At 68.6% G+C, this 18,120-nt stretch carries 17 protein-coding genes and 1 pseudogene; 5 read left to right on the top strand and 13 right to left on the bottom strand.

Annotated features, from left to right (window positions below):
- Nucleotides 1–100: 100 nt before the first annotated feature.
- The 3 genes and pseudogenes from ACFXPL_RS23770 to ACFXPL_RS23760 form a co-directional block, all read left to right on the top strand.
- On the top strand, nucleotides 101–1,063 hold the full coding sequence (locus ACFXPL_RS23770) for an NADP-dependent oxidoreductase (RefSeq protein WP_384922976.1): 963 nt from the start codon (nucleotides 101–103) through the stop codon (nucleotides 1,061–1,063).
- The gene (locus ACFXPL_RS23765; RefSeq protein ID WP_384922973.1) at nucleotides 1,060–1,425 is read left to right on the top strand and encodes an NmrA family NAD(P)-binding protein; all 366 of its coding nucleotides are present in this window, start codon (nucleotides 1,060–1,062) and stop codon (nucleotides 1,423–1,425) included. Before ACFXPL_RS23770 ends, ACFXPL_RS23765 begins: the two co-directional genes overlap by 4 nt.
- Nucleotides 1,377–1,481 (top strand): annotated as a pseudogene (locus ACFXPL_RS23760) (heme-binding protein); the annotation flags it as partial. The gene ACFXPL_RS23765 and the pseudogene ACFXPL_RS23760, both read left to right, overlap by 49 nt.
- 50 nt (nucleotides 1,482–1,531) lie before the next feature.
- Here the strand turns inward: ACFXPL_RS23760 and ACFXPL_RS23755 are convergent.
- The gene (locus ACFXPL_RS23755; protein ID WP_384923093.1) at nucleotides 1,532–1,735 is read right to left on the bottom strand and encodes a hypothetical protein; all 204 of its coding nucleotides are present in this window, start codon (nucleotides 1,733–1,735) and stop codon (nucleotides 1,532–1,534) included.
- A 156-nt stretch (nucleotides 1,736–1,891) separates the two neighbouring features.
- Here ACFXPL_RS23755 and ACFXPL_RS23750 point away from each other — a divergent pair, with 156 nt between their 5' ends.
- Nucleotides 1,892–2,662: an IclR family transcriptional regulator gene (locus ACFXPL_RS23750; protein WP_384922970.1), complete on the top strand. Its 771-nt coding sequence runs from the start codon at nucleotides 1,892–1,894 to the stop codon at nucleotides 2,660–2,662.
- 71 nt (nucleotides 2,663–2,733) lie between these two features.
- Here ACFXPL_RS23750 and ACFXPL_RS23745 read toward each other — a convergent pair whose 3' ends face one another.
- The 12 genes from ACFXPL_RS23745 to ACFXPL_RS23690 form a co-directional block, all read right to left on the bottom strand.
- The gene (locus ACFXPL_RS23745) at nucleotides 2,734–3,174 is read right to left on the bottom strand and encodes a DUF6086 family protein (RefSeq protein WP_384923084.1); all 441 of its coding nucleotides are present in this window, start codon (nucleotides 3,172–3,174) and stop codon (nucleotides 2,734–2,736) included.
- Nucleotides 3,175–3,784: 610 nt separating this feature from the next.
- Nucleotides 3,785–4,930, bottom strand: coding sequence for a Zn-dependent alcohol dehydrogenase (locus ACFXPL_RS23740; RefSeq protein ID WP_384922967.1), 1,146 nt, complete (start codon nucleotides 4,928–4,930; stop codon nucleotides 3,785–3,787).
- On the bottom strand, nucleotides 4,927–6,348 hold the full coding sequence (locus tag ACFXPL_RS23735; RefSeq protein WP_384922964.1) for an aldehyde dehydrogenase family protein: 1,422 nt from the start codon (nucleotides 6,346–6,348) through the stop codon (nucleotides 4,927–4,929). The genes ACFXPL_RS23740 and ACFXPL_RS23735 overlap by 4 nt, the downstream gene beginning before the upstream one ends.
- 29 nt (nucleotides 6,349–6,377) lie before the next feature.
- Nucleotides 6,378–7,460 (bottom strand): NAD(P)-dependent alcohol dehydrogenase, encoded by a 1,083-nt coding sequence (locus ACFXPL_RS23730; RefSeq protein ID WP_384922961.1) that lies wholly within the window; start codon nucleotides 7,458–7,460, stop codon nucleotides 6,378–6,380.
- A gap of 15 nt (nucleotides 7,461–7,475) precedes the next feature.
- Nucleotides 7,476–8,888 carry an aldehyde dehydrogenase family protein gene (locus ACFXPL_RS23725; protein ID WP_384922959.1) on the bottom strand — a complete coding sequence of 471 codons (1,413 nt, stop codon included), beginning with the start codon at nucleotides 8,886–8,888 and terminating at the stop codon, nucleotides 7,476–7,478.
- 31 nt (nucleotides 8,889–8,919) lie between these two features.
- Nucleotides 8,920–9,666: an enoyl-CoA hydratase/isomerase family protein gene (locus tag ACFXPL_RS23720; protein WP_384922956.1), complete on the bottom strand. Its 747-nt coding sequence runs from the start codon at nucleotides 9,664–9,666 to the stop codon at nucleotides 8,920–8,922.
- Complete coding sequence (locus tag ACFXPL_RS23715) at nucleotides 9,663–11,261, bottom strand: class I adenylate-forming enzyme family protein (protein WP_384922954.1); 1,599 nt, start codon at nucleotides 11,259–11,261, stop codon at nucleotides 9,663–9,665. Before ACFXPL_RS23715 ends, ACFXPL_RS23720 begins: the two co-directional genes overlap by 4 nt.
- A 39-nt stretch (nucleotides 11,262–11,300) precedes the next feature.
- On the bottom strand, nucleotides 11,301–12,473 hold the full coding sequence (locus tag ACFXPL_RS23710; RefSeq protein WP_384922951.1) for a MaoC family dehydratase N-terminal domain-containing protein: 1,173 nt from the start codon (nucleotides 12,471–12,473) through the stop codon (nucleotides 11,301–11,303).
- A 61-nt stretch (nucleotides 12,474–12,534) separates the two neighbouring features.
- Complete coding sequence (locus ACFXPL_RS23705) at nucleotides 12,535–13,707, bottom strand: iron-containing alcohol dehydrogenase family protein (protein WP_384922948.1); 1,173 nt, start codon at nucleotides 13,705–13,707, stop codon at nucleotides 12,535–12,537.
- Between the two features lie 31 nt (nucleotides 13,708–13,738).
- Entirely contained in the window at nucleotides 13,739–14,833 is a 1,095-nt protein-coding gene (locus ACFXPL_RS23700) for a zinc-binding dehydrogenase (protein WP_384922945.1), read from the bottom strand.
- A gap of 18 nt (nucleotides 14,834–14,851) precedes the next feature.
- Nucleotides 14,852–16,039 carry a CaiB/BaiF CoA transferase family protein gene (locus ACFXPL_RS23695; RefSeq protein WP_384922942.1) on the bottom strand — a complete coding sequence of 396 codons (1,188 nt, stop codon included), beginning with the start codon at nucleotides 16,037–16,039 and terminating at the stop codon, nucleotides 14,852–14,854.
- 51 nt (nucleotides 16,040–16,090) lie between these two features.
- Nucleotides 16,091–17,503 carry an aldehyde dehydrogenase family protein gene (locus ACFXPL_RS23690; RefSeq protein ID WP_384922939.1) on the bottom strand — a complete coding sequence of 471 codons (1,413 nt, stop codon included), beginning with the start codon at nucleotides 17,501–17,503 and terminating at the stop codon, nucleotides 16,091–16,093.
- Between the two features lie 303 nt (nucleotides 17,504–17,806).
- On the opposite strand from ACFXPL_RS23690, the gene ACFXPL_RS23685 reads away from it, so the two are divergent.
- A partial coding sequence (locus tag ACFXPL_RS23685; protein ID WP_384922936.1) for a helix-turn-helix domain-containing protein occupies nucleotides 17,807–18,120 on the top strand: 314 nt, incomplete at its 3' end.

The raw sequence follows: 18,120 nt of genomic DNA, 5'->3' as shown, positions 1-18,120 counted from the left end.
CACTCACGGCGCCTCCGCGCATCAAGGAGGCTGGAGGCGCCCCGGGGCCCTGGCGGGCCCGGGGCGATGAACGTGCGAAGCGAAGACGAGCGAGGAGAACATGAGCGAGCAGACGATGCGTGCCGTCACCGTCGAGGAGTTCGGCGGGCCGGAGGTGCTGACCGCCGGGCGGGTCGCGCGCCCCGAGCCGCTGCCGACCGAGGTACTGGTGCGTGTGCACGCCGCGGGGATCAACCCGGTGGACTGGAAGACCCGTGCGGGCCACGGTATGGCCGGGCTCCAGACACTGCCGCTGATCCTCGGCTGGGACGTCTCCGGCGTCGTCGAGGAGGTCGGCTTCGGGGTCACCACGCTCGCGCCCGGCGACGAGGTGTACGCCATGCCGTGGTTCCCGCGCCCGGCCGGCGGGTACGCCGAGTTCGTCACGGCACCGTCCCGCCAGTTCGCCCGTAAGCCGGCCTCGCTCTCGCACGTCGAGGCCGCGGCTCTGCCGCTGGCGGCGCTCACCGCCTGGCAGGCCCTGGTCGACACGGCGCACGTCACCGCCGGGCAGCGGGTGCTGGTGCACGCAGCGGCCGGCGGTGTGGGGCACCTGGCGGTGCAGTTCGCCAAGCACCTCGGCGCCGAGGTGATCGCGACGGCCCGTGAGCCCCGGCACGCCTGGCTCAAGGAACTGGGCGCGGACGAGACGATCGACTACACGCGGCAGCGGTTCGAGGAGGCCACCGGCCAGGTCGATGTCGTCATCGACCTGATGGGCGACGCCGACGGCACGGATGTGCGATCGGTGCCGGTGACCCGGCGAGGCGGCCTGATCGTCTCCGTCCCGAGTGGCGTCTCGGACGCCCTGGCCGCGGCGGCAGGAGACGTCGGCGTACGCGTCAGCCCGCTTCTGGTCGAGCCGGACGCCGCCGCGCTGACGGCCGTCGCCGCTCTGGTCGACTCCGGCGCGGTGCGGGTCGAGGTGGCAGGCGTCTTCGCGCTGGAGCAGGCCGCCGACGCGCACCGGCTGGGCGAGACCAACCGCACCCGCGGCAAGCTCGTCCTGGAGGTGACGCGGTGACGCCGACGACCGCCCTCGTGGTCGGGGGCACCGGGGCCATGGGCTCCCGCGTGGCGCGGGCACTCGCCGCCAGGACCGGCACCGCCGTACGGGTACTGACGCGCGACCCGTCCTCGGAGCGGGCCCGTGCCCTGGTCGAGGACATCCCCGGTGACGTACGGACCGTCCGCGGCGACCTGGACGACGAGCACTCCCTGGAGGACGCCTTCCAGGGGGTCGACCAGGTCTTCTGCAACACCGGCTTCTTCGCCACGGCCGACCCGGCTCCTCCGCCGCCGAACTCGTCACACCAGTGCGCGCGGCCGCTGAGAACATCGGAGTCGAAGCCGCCGTCGCGGTCACAGACGCAGGCGGCCATCTGAAGGCGTTCGAACGTGCCGACGACGTACCGCTCCTCGCCGCTGAGGTCGCCGTCGGCAAGGCATGGACGGCAGCCTCCTTGCGTGGCGCCACTCAGGCATGGAATTCCTACGTGCTGACACGGAGATCGCCCCTCTCGCCCATGGCCCTCGGCTCATGGGCATCGGCGGCGGCTGTCCAGTCATCGAGTTCGGCGAGGCCTTCGCGTAGGTAGCGGTAGGCAGCCGGAACCACATGCACCCCCGAGAGCCGCCGGGTGAGCCGGACAGCCGTGGACTCCCTGACCAGAATCGCGCCCCGGTGTACCGTCATGGGAGTAGGGGGGATATGTGACTCCGATGCGCTGGGCGATCCGCTGGGTCCGCTCCATCCATCGGGCTCCCGCACCTCCTCCTGACGACTCCACGCCGTCGGCGTGTCACACACCGGGCCGGCCCACGGCCCCAGGGAGAAAGGTTCACTGTGGCCGTGGCTGACGAGCAGAGCTCCAAATTCGAGCGCGCACCCCAGAACCACCGCACGATCGACCGGGTCACGCGCATCGTCGAGGAGGTCGCTTACAGCCCGGGAATGACATTTGCTGAGCTCACCCGTGCACTCGACGCCCCGAGAAGCTCCGTCCACGGCTTCATTCGTGGCCTTCTCGCCACGGGCTGGCTGCACCAGGACAGTCATGGGTTCTACGTTGGCCCTGCGCTGTACGGTCTGACGCTCGCCAGTGGCAGTTTCCGGGCCGGCCAGGTGACGGACGCCGACATCACCGCGATCCACCAAGCCTCGGGCGTCGCCACCACCCTCGGCGTCCAGGCCGGAGACGACCTCATCTACGTCGCGGAAGCCGGAACCAACACCCTCGCAGGATGGGCAGCACGCACCAACATCCGCCGCACCATGCTGGGCACCGCCGGCGGCAAAGCCCTACTCGCCGCACTCCCCCCAGCCCAACGCGACGCCTACCTACGACGCCGAGGACCCGACGAAACCGACCTCGTCGACCAATTCCTCGCAGAATACGACGACATCAAAAAAACCCGCATCGCCCGCAACACACGACACGCAGGCAAACGCTTCGCCATCGCCACCGTCGTACAGGACCCGGAAGGCAAACCCACAGCCGAAGTAACACTCGTCGGCCCCGCCACCGAATTGCTGCCACGAGAACAGGAACTGACCAAGCTGCTACTGGAGCACGTCGACTCCTGGCGACAGCGGTCCGGCGACCCGCGTAGAGCCGACTGATACACCGATTCTTCTGGTGGGCCACGCCGGCCAGAGTCCTGCGGTCGGTTCGTCGTCGGTGGTTGCTCCGGTCAGCGGGGCATGCGCCGCCCCATCTCCCGTGCCTTCTCGCGTAGCCCCTCACTCCAGGCTCCGCCTTCCGCCGGAGCAGACATTCCCGCAAGAGCGGAAACGTTCACGTCTTCACGCGTGGCTTCCGGGGCAGCTTCGAGTTGTGCCCAGTCCAGCCTGATATCTGCGCGCTCCGCAAGAACCAGCACTGTGGCTGTGAAGCCCTCGGAAAGTGCGAGCAGGATGGCGTGGCCAGTCCTTCGGTGCCGTGCCAGCAGAGCATTGACGAAGATCTCGAAGAAGGCCGGGTCGATCTGGCACTCGTCGTTCTCCATCGGGCCTATGCCCGAGGAGAGTTCCAGTTCCGCCTCAAAGACCGCTACCTGGCGCTGGAACATCCGGGAGGCCCCATTGGACGGATTCCACAAGGTCTCAGCACCGATGTCGAAGTATTGGCTCATCGCGGCCACCTCTCGCTTGATCACGGCCGTCAGCGTATCCAGCCGGATCATTGCCGTCGCCCGTAATACGGGTCAGACGTCGCTGCGGGACAGCGCGCGGGCCGACTCGGGCCATCCGGCGAGAACCGCCCGGAGGGCAGTCACCAGGGACAGGGGGGCGGTCGAGCATGACGTGATGCCCCGCATCGGGGATCTCGATCACCGGAACCACGCTCCCCGGACTGCTGTGGATCATGTCGCCCATGGACACGGGTACCGACCCGTGCTCGCTGCGGATCAGCGCGGTCCGGCATGCGAACGGCTTCGGCAGGGGACTGGACATTCGTGGACTTGCGAAGATCCGCGGGTCGAACTTCCAGCCCCAGCCTGCGCGTGACCGCCGGAGTGATGTCTCGGCGAGGTGCTCGCGCACGTACGGAAGGACCACCTCCTGGGCTGGGACCGGCCGGAACCTCGCCGCTGGGGTGGACCAGGGACGTGCTGGAGGCCCTTCGCTCCCGTACGGCGAGTTGCTCCGAGGCCATCTCCTGGAGGACAGGAGCGTCGATGATGATCGCGCCTGCCAGCGACGCTCCGGTGTCGCGGTGCCGACCGCGGACGACAGGGCCGCTCATCGAGACTCCTGCGCGGGGGCGAGCAGGGTGCGGACACCGCGGCCGGCGGCGAGTTCATCGAGGGCGTGGTTGACATCGCTCAACCCACCGTGGCCGGTGACCAGGCTGCGCAGATCGAGCTTTCCGGAGCGGGCCCAGTCGAAGAACTGAGGCATGACTGCCGCGGCGTCGACGGATCCCGCGACACAGCCGCGCAGGGTGCGGGCGAAGTGGAACAGCTCCAGTGCGGAGAACGACACCATGTCGTCCTTGCCCCCGATACCGACCACGGTGGCCGCTCCACCGCGCCGCGTCAGCGACCACATGTCGCGGATCGTCCGGGAGGACCCGACACAGTCGAACGTGAAGTCCGCCCCGCGCCCCTCGGTCAGGGCCCGTACGGCCCTTTTGGTATCGCCGTCGGCGGCCACGAAGTGGGTGGCGCCGACGGTGATGGCCTGCTCGGCCTTGTCGGTGTTGCGGTCCACCGCGATGATCGTGGACGCCCCGGCGAGGCGGGCACCTTGCAGCACCGACTGCCCGACCCCGCCCAACCCGATGACCAGTACCGAGGAGCCTGGAGTGACCTGCGCGGTATGGGTCACCGCGCCCACGCCGGTGGTCACCGCGCAGCCGAGCAGAGCCGCGTCGGCCGTGTCGATGTCGTCAGGGACCGGAATGACCGCGCCACGGGGTACGACGGTCTGCTCGGCGAACGACCCCACGGTCAGCCCCGGGTAGACCGGCTCACCTTCGGAGGTGAGCGCATAGGGTTCCGCCGAGCGTGACGACCCGTTCTCGCACAGGTGCGGCTGCCCATGGGTACACGGGAAACAGTCCCGGCACGGGGTGATCCAGAGGAGAATCACCCGCTGCCCGACGGTCAGGTCGGTGACCTCGTCACCGGTCTCGACCACCGTGCCGCACGCCTCGTGCCCCAGCACCGCCGGCAGCGGCTGGGCGAGCTTTCCGTTCGCGAGTGACAGATCCGAGTGACAGACCCCGGTCTGCTCGATCCGCACTCGTACGTCACCCGCCTCGACGGCCTTGAGCCGGATCGTCTCCACCGCCATCGGCTCACCGACGGCGCGCAGCACGGCCGCCCGCGTCTCGTGCCGGAACCGTGCGGACTCGAATGCCTCGGTCTGTGTCCGGGCGCTCATCGCTGCACCGCCTTGATCTCGCACACGTCGGCGATGCCATGCTCGCCGATCTCCCGGCCGGTGCCGGACTGCTTGTACCCGCCGAACGGGGCCGCGGGGTTGAACGCTCCGCCGTTGACGTCGACCTGCCCGGTCCGCAACCTGGCTGCCACCGTCAGGGCTGTCTCGTCATCGCCCCAGACCGCGCCGCCGAGGCCGTAGATGCTGTTGTTGGCGATCATGACGGCCTCGTCGTCGGAGCCGGCGGCCAGGATGGACAGCACCGGGCCGAACACCTCCTCCTGGGCGAGCCGCGAGTCGGGGTCCACTCGCGAGATCACCGTCGGGCTCACCCAATGCCCACGCCCGGGCAGCTCGACAGGCGAGGTCACCGTGACGGCGGCCGGGCCGCCCGCGCCGGGCACGAGGAAGGAGGCGACCTCCTTTCGCTGTTCGGCGGAGATCAACGGTCCCAGCCGGGAGCCCGGCACGTACTTCGCAGCGGCCGCCGCGGCAAGTTCCTCGACCTGCGCGATCCGGTCCTCGGGGACGATCAGCCGGGACAGCGCGGTGCAGGTCTGCCCACCGTTGAGGAAACAGTTCCCCACGGTCACCTTCACGGCCCTGACCAGCTGCTCCTCGGTGGCGTCGGTGAGCACCACGCTCGCCGACTTCCCCCCGAGCTCCAGAGTCACCCGCTTGAGCGTCTGCGCCGCCACGCCGGCGATCGTGCGCCCCACCGGCGTCGACCCGGTGAAGGACACCTGATCCACGTCCCGATGACGCGTCAGCAGGTCCCCGACCACCCGGCCGCTGCCAGGAACAAGATTGAACACTCCCGCGGGAAGGCCCGCCGAATCGAAAGCCCGAGCCAGCTCGAACGCCGCCAACGGGGTCAAACCCGCCGGTTTGAGCACTACCGTGGCACCTGCCGCCAGAGCCGGAACCACCTTCACCACCACTTGGTGCAGCGGCAGGTTCCACGGCGTGATCGCCGCGACCACGCCCACCGGCTCCCGCCGGATCAGAGAGTTGCCCAGCTCCGTCACGAACGGGAACCGCTCCAGTGCCTCGATCGTCGCGTCGACGACAGCGATCGGGGTGTCCACATGCAGGCCCCGCGCCACCCTCGGGGGAGAGCCCTGTTCCCGGTTGATCAGGTCGGCGAAGACCTCGGCCCGGTCGGCGAGGATCTCCCGTACGCGCCGCAGGATTGCGGCACGTTCCCGCACCGGGGTGACGGACCAGGCGGGGAAGGCCTTCCTCGCGGCCGCCACCGCGTTCGCCACGTCCTCGGTCGACGCCTGGGTGATCACACCGGTGACCTCTTCGGTCGCCGGGTTCTCCACCTCCAGGTCCGCCCCGCCACCAGGCACCCAGCGGCCGTCGATATACAGTTCGGACTCGCGCTGCACGGGTTGATTCGTCGCGTTCGTCATCGATACTCCTTCACGTAAAGGTCGTCGTGCTACGGCGCGTTGGCGGGCGGGACGCGGAACTGACCGCCCTTCATAGTGCTGATGTCGATGACGAAGCGGTAGCGGACGTCACCGGCCGCGAGGCGCTCGAACGCCTCGTCTATCCCGTCTGCATCGATCACCTCGATCTCGGCGCCGATACCGTGCTCGGCACAGAAATCGACCATTTCTTGGGTTTCCTCGATGCTGCCGATCAGACTGCCTGCTATCGAACGCCGGTTGTGCAGCAGCGAGAAGGCTTCGACCGTGATCGGGTTCTTCGGCACGCCCAGGTTCACGAGCGTTCCGTCCACCGTCAGCAGACCGAGGTAGGCGTCCCAGTCCAGGTCGCCGGGAACCGTCGAGATGATCAAGTCGAAGGACTCCGCGAGGCCGGTGAACGTTGCGGGATCGGAGGTACTCCGACAGTCGTCGGCGCCGCGTCGCAGCGCGTCATCCCGTTTGTCCGTCGTCAGGTCGAGGACGGTGGTCCGGGCGCCGAGCGCCGCGGACACCGCGACGCCGATGTGGCCGAGGCCTCCGAAGCCGACGATGGCGACGTTCCGGCCCGGGCCCGCCTTCCAGTGCCGTAGCGGGGAGTACATCGTGATCCCGGCGCACAGCAGCGAAGCCGAGTTCTCCAGCGGGAGGGTGTCGGGGATCCGTACGGCGTAGCGCTCGTCGACGACGATCTTCTCGCTGTAGCCACCGTGGTTGGGCCGCCCGTCCCTGCCGATCGCGTTGTACGTCTTGACGTGACCTCGGCGGCAGTACTGCTCCAGCCCGGCCGCGCAGTTGTCGCACTCCCGGCAGGAGTCGACCATGCAGCCGATACCGGCACGGTCCCCGACCGCGAACTTCCGCACCTCGCCGCCGACGGCGGAAACCGTGCCGGCGATCTCGTGTCCCGGGACCAGCGGGTAGATCGTCGAGGACGCGCGCTCGCGGCGCGCGTGGGTGATGTCGGTGTGGCAGACACCTGTGTAGGCGATGTCGATGAGGACATCGTGAGGGCCGACTTCGCGGCGCTCGATCGTGGTGGCCTTGAAGGGGTCGGTCGGCCCTGCGGTGGAACGTGCGTTGACGATGGTCATGTCTCTCCTCCGCGGTCAGCCGATCGACTTGTACTCAAGGAACTCCTCGATGCCGTACCGACCGAACTCGCGTCCGATCCCGGACAGTTTGAACCCTCCGTGCGGGGCACGCTGGTTCAGCGGCGAGCCGTTGATCCGGATCCGTCCGGTACGCAGGTTGCGCGCTGCGGCCCTGGCACGGTCGGCATCGGCCGCCCAGATGGCGCCCGCGAGCCCGTACTCCGTGTCGTTGGCAATGCGAAAGGCGTCCGTCTCGTCCTCGTACGGAATGATCACGACGACGGGCCCGAAGATTTCCTCGCGGGCGACCCGCATCGAGTTGTCGCCGGAGAAGACCGTCGGTTGGACGAAGTAGCCCCGGTCCAGCCCGTGCGGCGCCTCCGGTCCGCCGGTGAGCAGGCGTGCTCCGTCGGCGGTGCCCGAGCGGATGTACTCGCGGACGCGTTCCCGCTGGGTCGCGTTCGCGACCGGCCCGAGCGTGGTCGCCGGGTCGAAGGGGTCGCCCATGACGTAGCTCTGTGCCTTGCGGACCGCGATCTCCTCGGCTTCGGCGAGCCGGGCACGTGGAACGAGCACCCGCGAGAGGCCACCGCACACCTGCCCGGAGTTGCGGAAGGCGTCCTCGATGCCGTCGTTGATGGCGAGCTCCAGGTCGGCGTCCTCAAGGATGACGTTGGCCGATTTCCCTCCGAGCTCCAGCGCCACCCTCTTGACGGACCGTGACGCCAGCTCCATGACCCTGCGCCCCGCTCGGACGGAGCCCGTGATGGAGATCATGTCGACGAGAGGGTGAGTCACCATGGGCTCGCCCACCTCGGTCCCGGTCCCTGAGACGAGGTTGAACACCCCGCCGGGCAGGCCCGCTTCCTCGGCGATCTCGGCGAAGATGAACGAGCTGAGCGGCGCCACCTCGGTGCCCTTGAGCACCACGGTGCATCCGGCGGCCAGGGCCGATCCGACCTTCATACAGACCATGTGCATGGGCGCGTTCCACGGTGTGATCGCCGCGATCACCCCTGCCGCCTCTCTGCTGACCAGAGTGGGTCCGACCTGCTCGTCCCAGGTCATGGTCCGCAGACTCCCGGCGAGGGTCATGAAGTCCTGGACCGCGATGGCGGTCTGCGCCGTCTTCGCGATCCGCTCGGGCTGGCCGATCTCACTGACGATGGCCCTGGTGATCTCGTCGGCGTATTTCTCGGTCAGCCGGGCGAGCTTCTCCAGAACCTCGACGCGTTCGTCCACCGACGTCCGGGACCACTCCGGGAACGCGTCGGCCGCGGCCTGGGCGGCTCGATCGACGTCGTCCGCGTTCCCCGCCGGGATGGTGGCGACCGGCTCCTCGGTGACCGGGTTGATCACGGGGATGACACCGTCACCGGACGATTTCCGCCATGTTCCGTTGATAAAGATCTGATCGCGTTCGATCATCACATTGCTCCTGTATTCACGGTGTCCGTGCTTACCTGCCGGTGAAACGCGGGGTCCGTTTCTCCACCGAGGCAGCTACGCCCTCGGCGAAGTCGGCCGTATCCATCAGTGCGGCTTGTGCGTTCAGTTCGTCGTCGAGTGCGGCCGAGATCCGGGCGACCATCCCGCGTCGCATCGTTGCCCGGATCGCGGGCACCGACAGGGGCGCGGACGCGGCGATCTGTGCGGCGAATTCGATCGCGACGGCGCGCGGATCCTCGGCGACCCGGTCGCACAGGCCGAGTTCGACCGCTTCCTCACCGCGCACCGATCGACCGGTGTACAGCAGATCCAGCGCGCGTTGGTGGCCCAGCGCACGGGGCAGCGTCACCGTCAGGCCGAATCCTTGGTGGAAACCCAGCCGGGCGAAGTTCGCGGCCATGCGCGCTCCCGGTGCGGCGACCCGGAAGTCGGCGGCCATGGCCAGGCCTAGGCCGCCACCGATCGCGGCGCCTTGGACCGCGGCCACCACCGGCTTACGGCAGGAGAAGATCCGGTATGCCTGACGGTAGACACGGCGGGTGCCGGCCAGCCCGACACCGCGGAGATCCGCCCCGGCGCAGAAGTGCTTGCCTTCGGAGCAGAGCACCACGCAGGAGACGCTCTCGTCGTCGTCGGCCGACTGCAGTGCGTCGGCCACGTCTGTCAGGAGGGCCTCGTCGAAGAAGTTGTTCGGCGGGCGCAGCATCTCAAGAAGGACGACGCGTTCGGCTGCCGGGACAAGGCGGACGTCACTCACGGCCGGCCTCCTTCCACGGTTCCGGCGAGTTCACGGCGAGCCTGGGCGGCCAGTGCGTTCTTGTCGATCTTCCCGGCATGATTGGTGGGCAACGGATCGTGTTCGAGTCGCCACCGGCCGGGGATCGCGAAGGAGGCGAGGCGGGACCGCAGTTGGTGCCGGAGCGCCTCGGCGTCAAGTCCGGAATCGACGACGACCACCGCCATCACCTCTTCGCCCAGGTCCGGATGCGGCACCCCGAACACCGCGGACTCGACCACGCCGGGAACGGCCGCCAGCGCCTCCTCGACGGCGGCGGGGGCGATGTTCTCCCCTCCGCGGATGATCACGTCCTTTGCCCGGCCCGTGATCCAGAGGTGGCCGTCGTCGTCGATCCGTCCGAGGTCACCGGTCCTCAGCCATCCCTCACCGTGGATCGGGGACTCGTCGGACCCGAAGTAGCCGAGCATCTGTGTGGGGCTGCGCACCAGAACCTCGCCGTCCTCAAGTCCGGTCGCGCCGAAAATGGTCAGCTCGACGCACGGCAGGGGGCGGCCGGCGGACCCTGGGCGTTCGGTGGTGTCGCGCCCGGAGGCCGCCGTCGCCTGGCCGCCGTTCTCCGTCAAGCCGTATCCGGTGGCAACCCTCGGCTCGACGCCTGGCAGCCCCGCGCGCAGGCGGGCGAGGAACTCGGAGTGCACCGGTGCTCCGCCGACGGTGATCGAGCGCAGCGAGGAGAGCTCCCGCTTGTGGACGTCGGGGTGCTCCAGCACTCGGGACACCATCGTGGGAACGGCGCTCCATCGGGCGATCTTCCATTCCTCGATCAGCCGCAGGGCCTCCCCCGGCTCGAACTTTCCGGTCGGCATCACCAGGGTGTCGCCCACCGTGATCGCCCTGATCAGCGTCTGGATCCCTCCGATGTGGAACAACGGCCCCGTGTGCAGCCCGGCGTCCCCGGTGGATTCGTCGACCATCTGCGGCAACCGACGGGTGATGTGCAGCAGCATGTGCAGCCCGGCCAGGAGCGACCGGTGCGAGAGGACCACTGCTTTCGGGCGGCCTGCGGTCCCCGAGGTGAAGACGATGACAACAGGCGCGTCCTCGTCGTCACGGTTCTGGTCAGAGGAGGCGTCCTCCTCCCGGCCTCCGCGAGAGACGTCGCAGGCCCAGCGGCCCAGTGGCACTCCGTCCGGAGCCTTGTCGGCGCAGCGCGCGTCGGCGAGAACCAACCTGAGCGCCAGGTCCGCGCAGGCGTCGGCGATCTCGGCCCGGCCCCACCACGCGTTCCCGAGCACGGGCACCGCGCCGACCGTGACAGAGGCCCAGAAGTTCGTGATCCAGTCGGGGCTGTTCCAGCCGAGCAGCAGCACCCGGTCACCGCTGCCGACTCCTGCCGCGGCGAGTTCGTCCGCCTTGGCTCTGACCGCGCTCCGCAACTCAGCGAAGGTGACCGTATTCCGGCCCTGCACGATGTACGGGCGGTCGTGCCAGCGGTCCGCGAAGGCCAGGAGGCCGCGGATGTCCCGGGGCCGACGGGTGTAGGTGCGGAACGGGATGCCGCGCACCTCCTCGGTCCCGATCTCGTCGCCCCACCCTGCCGTCGCTGTACTCATGGTTCCTCCTTGGGCCCGGTCGCGCGGGTCTGTGGTGGGCTACTGGCCGTTGTCACGGTGAGGAAGGGCGATGACGGCTGAGCCGGGCATACAGTTCTGCTCCCGCTGGTTGAAGGCCCAGGTTTCGAGCCTGACGATGTGGTCGCCGTCCTCGTCGATCTCCTTGGCCAGCACACGGCCACCGAGACGGATGACGTCCGAGAGGTAGACGTGCGCGCGGTACTGGCCGTGGATCGCTTTCAGGGTTCCCTGGTCGCCGGCCCAGTGGGTGAGGGAGTGGATCTGCCAGCAGGTTCGCTGGATGCCTACGTCGTAGGCGAGTTGGGCTCCCTGGAGCTTCGCGGCGTAGTCGTTGTAGTGGACCGAGTACACCGGTTCGAGGGCGCTGGTAGCCGGGTCGCGATAGGCCCACCGGGGGTGCTTGCGGTAGCGGCGCAGAGCGATGCCGTGGGCGGAGAGGCGGGGGATGGGCGCCGCGCCGGAGGCGATGTAGGCGATCTCGTCGGTCAGGCCGATCGGCCCCTTGGTGATGACGCCGATCTCGTCGCCGACCGAGACGTCCTCCCAGTACCGGGGCTCGGCACCACGCGGCGTCTCGGCGAGGATGTCGCTCTCGATCTTCTCGATCTCCGGCTCGGTCCATGGGTGCGGCAACTCGATCTCGCGCGCCTGGCGCCGGGCCTGTGCCTCGGTGCGCTCGAATCGGATGCGCGAGCAGATGAAGCTCGCCACGAGTTCGTCGTGCTGGTTCCAGTACTCCTGACGCAGGTAGTCCTTGATGCGCCGACCGGCGAATTTGCTGGCGTCGGGGCCGTCGAAGCCGTCGAAGAAGACCCTCGCCTTGATCTTGTCGTCGACGCGGATCGGCCGGTGGAAGGTGATGTCGGTCTCGGCGTGGAAGCCGCCGAGACCGCGCCATCCCACCTGCACGCCACCGAGGCAGGCGAAGATGAAGCTCGGTGGGGCGACGATCTCGCCGAAGGGGCCGTGCGCGGCGTACTCCTCGTCGGCCCACAGCGGATTGTCGTCGCCGACACCCTCCGCGAAGCGCAGGATGGAGAGCCGTGTGGCGTACTCGTTGTTGACGCAGGCCTCGGTCCGCAGCTCGGTACCGATGAGATCACGCATCCCGGTCAGCATCTCTTCGGTGAACTTGCCCGCTGCCAGTTCATTCGTGATCCCGGCGTCGGACGCCGTCTGTGAAGTCGTCATCGCAGTTCCTTCTTGGTGTGCTCGTGCGGATCGGTCGGCGGATGGCTCCGGCGGGCATCGCCTACCAGGCGTTGGCCAGAAGCTCCGCGATGTCGTCCCGGCTCGGTACCCGAGGGCCGGTGGTAACGGCCCAGTCCTCCATGGCGTGGTCAGCGGCCTCTTCGAGCAGGTCGTGCGGTACGCCGATGTCACGCAGGCGCGTGGGTACCTCGAAGAGAGTGAGGAGCCGTTCGACCTCAGCGGCGGTGCCCGCTGGGCTACGGTCCGAAAGGTTGAGGAGATCTGCGAGCAGGGTCAGCCGGGGGCCCGCCGCGGCGGCGTTGAAGCGCATCGCGTGCGGTACGAGCAGGGCCTCGACGACACCGTTGGCGGCCGACGACCGCGGTCCGATCGCATGGGAGAGCGCCTGCGCCAGTCCGCCGCCGGTGTGATCGCTCCCCTGACCGCTCATCAACGCCGCCAGCATCAGGTGCAGCCTGTGCTGAGCCCGGTCCGGTTCCTTCCGAACGCGCGGGAGCCATGTCACGACTGTGCGGAGGGCGTGGGCGAGCTGGGCGTCCGCGAGAGGGTCGATGTGGCGTGACTGGAGACCCTCCACCGCCACCGCGAACACGTTGAGCGCGGCGGACCGGACCAGTGAGGGGGGAGCGGTCAGTGCCAACGCGGGGTCGAGGACCAGACCTTGCGCGCGCGTCTTCGGGTCGTAAAGAGCGAGACGTTCTCCCGTGACCGGGTCCCGGACCGCGCTGCCGGCTTTGGCGTACGCCGTCGTTGGCGTGGTGGGAACGACCCACTGGGGGATCTTCGGGGCGGTGAGCTTCGGGCTGATCAACCTGCCGTCCGTGCCGCGCCGGGTACACAGCTCGCGGATGTCCCGCTTCTCCGCGAGGAGGATGGAGGCGGCCCGGGCGGTGACCACTGACGACCCGCCGCCGACGGCGACCACCGCATCCGCCCTGTGTTCGTCGAGGAACCGTCGGGCCTGCTCCACCACGGGAAGCGGGCTGTGTTCGGTGACTCCGTCGAACTGGCCCGCCAGGTGATCGCCGAGAGCATCGTGCAGGTCCCGCAGGGCATCGGGATGCCTGGTGATCGCCCGGCCGCACACGATGACGGCACGCCGCGCGCCGAACCGTGCGAGCTCGCGGGGCAGGGCGCGCAGGGCGTCATCGCCGCAGAAGGTCCGGTATGCGGGGCTGGTGTGACGCAGGTTGAGGTCGTTGTCCTCGCTCATCGATCAGCGCTCCTTCCACGCAGGCAGGTCGTCATTCGCCGTTCGGCCCTTGTAGCTCGACGACGGCCCGGCCCCGCACACGGCCACTGCGAAGGTCATCGACCGCCGTGTTGATCTGATCGAGGCGGTACCGGTTGGTCACCAACCTGGTGGCGTCGAAACGCCCGTCCAGGCTCCAGCCGATGAACGTCGGGAAGTCACGCTCCGGATCGCTGCTCCCGCCCTCGCAACCGATCAGGCTCTTCCCTCCCCCGACCAGGTCCATCCCGGTCAGCTCGAAGGGAACCCGCGGGATGCCGACGAGCACGTTCGCTCCCCCGCGCCGGCCGGAGCCCTTGGGCGCCGGGCGCACCGAGGCGAGACCGACCGGGATGTTGGCACCGATCCCGGTGCAGTCGAAGGCGAAGTCGACTCCGCTGGTGCCGTCCGGGTGCGGGGTGAGCGCACGGATCGCGTCGACCGCGTCGACGTTCTTGACGTTGACCGTGTCCGTCGCACCGAACTGCCGCGCCAGCTCCAGCTTGTCGTCGTCGACATCGACGGCGATGAGCGTATCGACACCCACGATGGAGGCGGCGGCGACGGAACAGAGCCCCACACCTCCGGTGCCCCACACCGCAACGCTCTGCCCGGCCCGGACATCGGCACTGTTCACCACGGCACCGGCCCCGGTCATCACGGCACAGCCGATCACCGTCCCCAGGTCGAGCGGGATGTGCTGCGGGACCTTCACGACGTACTGCTCATCGATGACGGCGTGGGTTCCCCAGGTGAAGGAGTTGTGGGTGGACGCGACCTCGCCGTCGCCCAAGACCACCCGGGAGGGGACCGGTGCCCGGCCGGCCAGGGGTGTGCGCGGAACCCAGGACGTGCTCACCTCGTCCCCGGGCTCGACGTAGTCGACCCGGTGGCCCACCGCCACGACCGTGCCGATCGACTCGTGTCCGAGCACCATCGCCTCGGTCCGGCCTGCCCGATCAACGCGGTCGAGCTGGCTGTGGCAGACCCCGAAGGCCTTCTGTTCCACGATGACCTCGTAGGGCCCGGGAGCGTCGAGCGTCACGTCGCGGACGTCGAGCTCCCGCCTTCCTGGAGGAAGGACCGCGATCCTCGCCTGAACTGCCATGGCGTCTCTTCCTTCCACTCAGATGGCGCCCGCGGCGCGCAATTCGGCGATCTCGTCGGGCGACATACCCAGCTCTTCGACGAGGACGGAGTCCGTGTGCTGACCGAGGGAGCCGGAGCGGGTAGGTTCGACCATCGGCGAGTCGGACAGGAACAGCGGGCTGCCCAGCGTCAGGAAGTCACCCTGCTCGTCGGAGACGCCGCGCACGACACCGCGAGCGCGGACGTGCGGGTCCTCCAGCAGTTCGGGCAACGTCAAGACCGGAGCGCACGGAATGTTGGCGCCCTTCAACATCACCGCCAGCGCGTCCTTGGGATGGCGCCGGGTCCACTTCCCCACGAGGGCGTCGACCTCGTCCATGTTCGCGCAGCGGCCACTCACCAGGGCGAAGCGTTCATCCTCGGCTGCCGGATCCTTCATGAGCTCGGCCAGGCGCTTCCAGTGCACGTCCGTAGGACAGAGCAGGGTGACCCATCCGTCCTCGGCCTCGTAGGCGTTGTACGGGGTGACAGCCATTCCGCCGTGGCGGTTTCCGGTACGTTCCGGGCTCGCTCCCGCGCTGTTGATGTAGCCGGCGATGTTCGACGTCAATGCGGGGATGATCGCGTCCTGGAGGGAGACCTCGACATGCTGCCCCCGGCCGGTGCGAGTGCGCTGGTAGAGGGCGGCCAGGACACCGGCGAGCAGGTGGGTGCCGGCCATGAAGTCGACGACCGACGGACCGGTCCGTACTGGAGCACCGTCTTCGAAGCCCGTGGTGCTCATGACCGCGGTCCGCGCCTGGATCGTCAGGTCCATGGCGGGCTCACCCGCGTAGGGCCCAAAGGACCCGAAGCCGGTTCCCGAGGCCATGATGAGCCGCGAGTTGACGGCGCTGAGCTGCTCGTAACCCAGGCCGAAGCGGTCCATCGCCCCGGGCGAGAGGTTCTGGACGACGACGTCGGCCTGCCCGGCGAGCTTGCGCAGCACTTCCTGGCCCGCGGGGTTCTTCAGGTCCAGTCGCATCGTCCGCTTACCCGAGTTCACGAAGCGGAACTGGACGGACGTGCCGTCCTTGTCGACAGCGGGCGACCGACGGTAGGGGTCGCCGGCCATCGATTCGATCTTGATGACATCGGCGCCGAGCCGGGCCATCAGCATGCTGCAGTAGGGCGCGAAGTAGAACTGCCCCAGGCAGATCACCTTCACGCCTTCGAGCGCGTTCATCAGTTGCCTCCGTCATCCGTCCCGGCACACGTGGTCTCATGCCTGCGGCTGTCAGCCGATCGACTGGTACTCAAGGAATTCCTCGATGCCGAAGCGGCCGTTCTCCCGGCCGACGCCTGACAGCTTGAAACCGCCGTGCGGGGCAAGGGAGTTGACGGGGGAACCGTTGAGCCGAACGCGGCCGGTCCGCAGACGCAGAGCCACCTCCCGGGCGTGCTCCGTACGCGCCGCCCAGACGGCGCCGGCGAGTCCGTAGGCCGAGTCGTTGGCGATGGCTATCGCTTCCTCCTCCGTATCGAAGGGGAGGATGGTCACGACCGGGCCGAAGATCTCCTCACGGGCGATGCGATGCCCGGGGGCGCCCGTGAAGACCGTCGGCCTGACGAAGTAACCCTTCTCCAGCCCCTCGGGCTGCTCGGTACCGCCGGTGATCAGCCGCGCGCCCTCGTCGATACCGGACTGGATCAATTCCCGCACCCGGTCCCGCTGCGACCGCGTCACGACCGGGCCGAGGGTTGTCTTCTCGTCGAACGGGTCACCGAGGACGTAGGCCGAGGCCCGAGCGGCGGCGATCTCCTCGGCCTCCGCCAGCCGCGACCGGGGCACGATCATCCGTGTCAGGCCGCCACAGACCTGACCGCTGTTGCGGAGCGCGTCCTCGACCCCCATGACGACGGCCCGCTCCAGGTCGGCGTCCTCAAGAATGACGTTGGCGGACTTCCCGCCGAGCTCGAGTGAGACTCGCTTGACCGAAGCCGAGCCCAGTTCCATGACGCGCCGCCCGGCACGTACGGATCCGGTCAACGAGACCACATCGATCCGCGGGTGCCTGGCAATGGCCTCCCCGATCTCCGGGCCATTGCCCGAAACCAGGTTGAACACCCCCTTCGGGAGACCCGCCTCGACAGTCGCCTCGCCGAAGAAGAACGAGCTCATGGGGGCGACCTCGGTGCCCTTCAGCACCACCGGGCACCCCGCCGCCACGGCGGCACCCACCTTCATCGCGATCATCAGCAAGGGAACGTTCCACGGAGTGATGGCTCCGACCACGCCCGCCGGTGCCCGGTGCACCACCGTCGTCCCGACCTGCACATCCCAGTCGACATCCTTGAGCGCGTCGGCGGTACGGCGCAGATGCGCCGCGGCCGAGAGCGTCTGGTGTCCCGTCGCGATCGACCGCGGCTCACCGATCTCGCTCACGATCGCGTGGGTGATCTCCTCCGCACGACTCTCGATGACCTCGGCGATGCCGCGCAGCACCTCGGACCGCTGTGTCAAAGAGGACCGGGACCACTGGTCGAAAGCTGCTGTCGCCGCCCCGGCCGCCTTGTCGACGTCCCGCACGTCGCCCCGCGGGATCGTCGCGTAGATCTCCTCAGTGACCGGGTTCTCGACCTCGATACTCCCCTCTCCCATCGAGGGCACCCATTCGCCGTCGATCAGCACGTGCTGGCGCTCGAGCAAGACAACCTCCCAGGTTGCACGGCACACCCGCGAGGCCGACTCCCACGCCGAGCGTTCCGTAGCGACGTAACCCGGTTGTTCATAATTACGAACAACCATACGTATTGGCGAAACTCAGGCTAGGTCGCTCCCCACCCCTCGTCAATAGCCCCAGGCAGGCACGGGGGCGCGCCACCACCGGCCCATCGCGCCTCTGCCGACAGCGGCGCGGAGTCCTTCGCGGCCTCGGCGGTCTCGCTCGGTGGAGGGCATCGTCACCGCAGCCCGATCACGCCGTCGTCGGCCGTACGCTTCAATGTGGCGGTGACTGACGAACAGGGTGCCAAGTTCGATCGCGGACCTCAGAACCATCGAACAATCGACAGGGTCACGCGCATCATCGAAGAGGTGGTGTACAGCCCAGGGCTGACCTTTGCCGATCTCCACCGGTCACTCGACGCGCCGCCGAGCTCCGTTCACGGCTTCATACGCGGTCTTCTCGCGGCAGGCTGGATCCATCAGGATGGCAACCGCTTCCACGCCGGCCCTGCGCTGTACGGTCTGACGCTCGCCAGTGGCAGTTTCCGGGCCGGCCAGGTGACGGACGCCGACATCACCGCGATCCACCAAGCCTCGGG

This window comes from Streptomyces sp. NPDC059092 (assembly GCF_042756365.1).
In the GTDB taxonomy this organism is placed as follows: Bacteria; Actinomycetota; Actinomycetes; order Streptomycetales; family Streptomycetaceae; genus Streptomyces.
The sequence above is the reverse complement of the archived record's forward strand: the minus strand, read 5'-3'. Positions and strand labels throughout refer to the sequence as shown.

Bases quoted from the DNA above. Each gene is read 5' to 3' on its own strand.
- ACFXPL_RS23770 (WP_384922976.1), top strand. From the start codon at position 101: ATGAGCGAGCAGACGATGCGTGCCGTCACCGTCGAGGAGTTCGGCGGG.
- ACFXPL_RS23755 (WP_384923093.1), bottom strand. From the start codon at position 1,735: ATGACGGTACACCGGGGCGCGATTCTGGTCAGGGAGTCCACGGCTGTC.
- ACFXPL_RS23745 (WP_384923084.1), bottom strand. From the start codon at position 3,174: ATGAGCCAATACTTCGACATCGGTGCTGAGACCTTGTGGAATCCGTCC.
- ACFXPL_RS23740 (WP_384922967.1), bottom strand. From the start codon at position 4,930: ATGAGCGCCCGGACACAGACCGAGGCATTCGAGTCCGCACGGTTCCGG.
- ACFXPL_RS23735 (WP_384922964.1), bottom strand. From the start codon at position 6,348: ATGACGAACGCGACGAATCAACCCGTGCAGCGCGAGTCCGAACTGTAT.
- ACFXPL_RS23730 (WP_384922961.1), bottom strand. From the start codon at position 7,460: ATGACCATCGTCAACGCACGTTCCACCGCAGGGCCGACCGACCCCTTC.
- ACFXPL_RS23725 (WP_384922959.1), bottom strand. From the start codon at position 8,888: ATGATCGAACGCGATCAGATCTTTATCAACGGAACATGGCGGAAATCG.
- ACFXPL_RS23715 (WP_384922954.1), bottom strand. From the start codon at position 11,261: ATGAGTACAGCGACGGCAGGGTGGGGCGACGAGATCGGGACCGAGGAG.
- ACFXPL_RS23710 (WP_384922951.1), bottom strand. From the start codon at position 12,473: ATGACGACTTCACAGACGGCGTCCGACGCCGGGATCACGAATGAACTG.
- ACFXPL_RS23705 (WP_384922948.1), bottom strand. From the start codon at position 13,707: ATGAGCGAGGACAACGACCTCAACCTGCGTCACACCAGCCCCGCATAC.
- ACFXPL_RS23700 (WP_384922945.1), bottom strand. From the start codon at position 14,833: ATGGCAGTTCAGGCGAGGATCGCGGTCCTTCCTCCAGGAAGGCGGGAG.
- ACFXPL_RS23695 (WP_384922942.1), bottom strand. From the start codon at position 16,039: ATGAACGCGCTCGAAGGCGTGAAGGTGATCTGCCTGGGGCAGTTCTAC.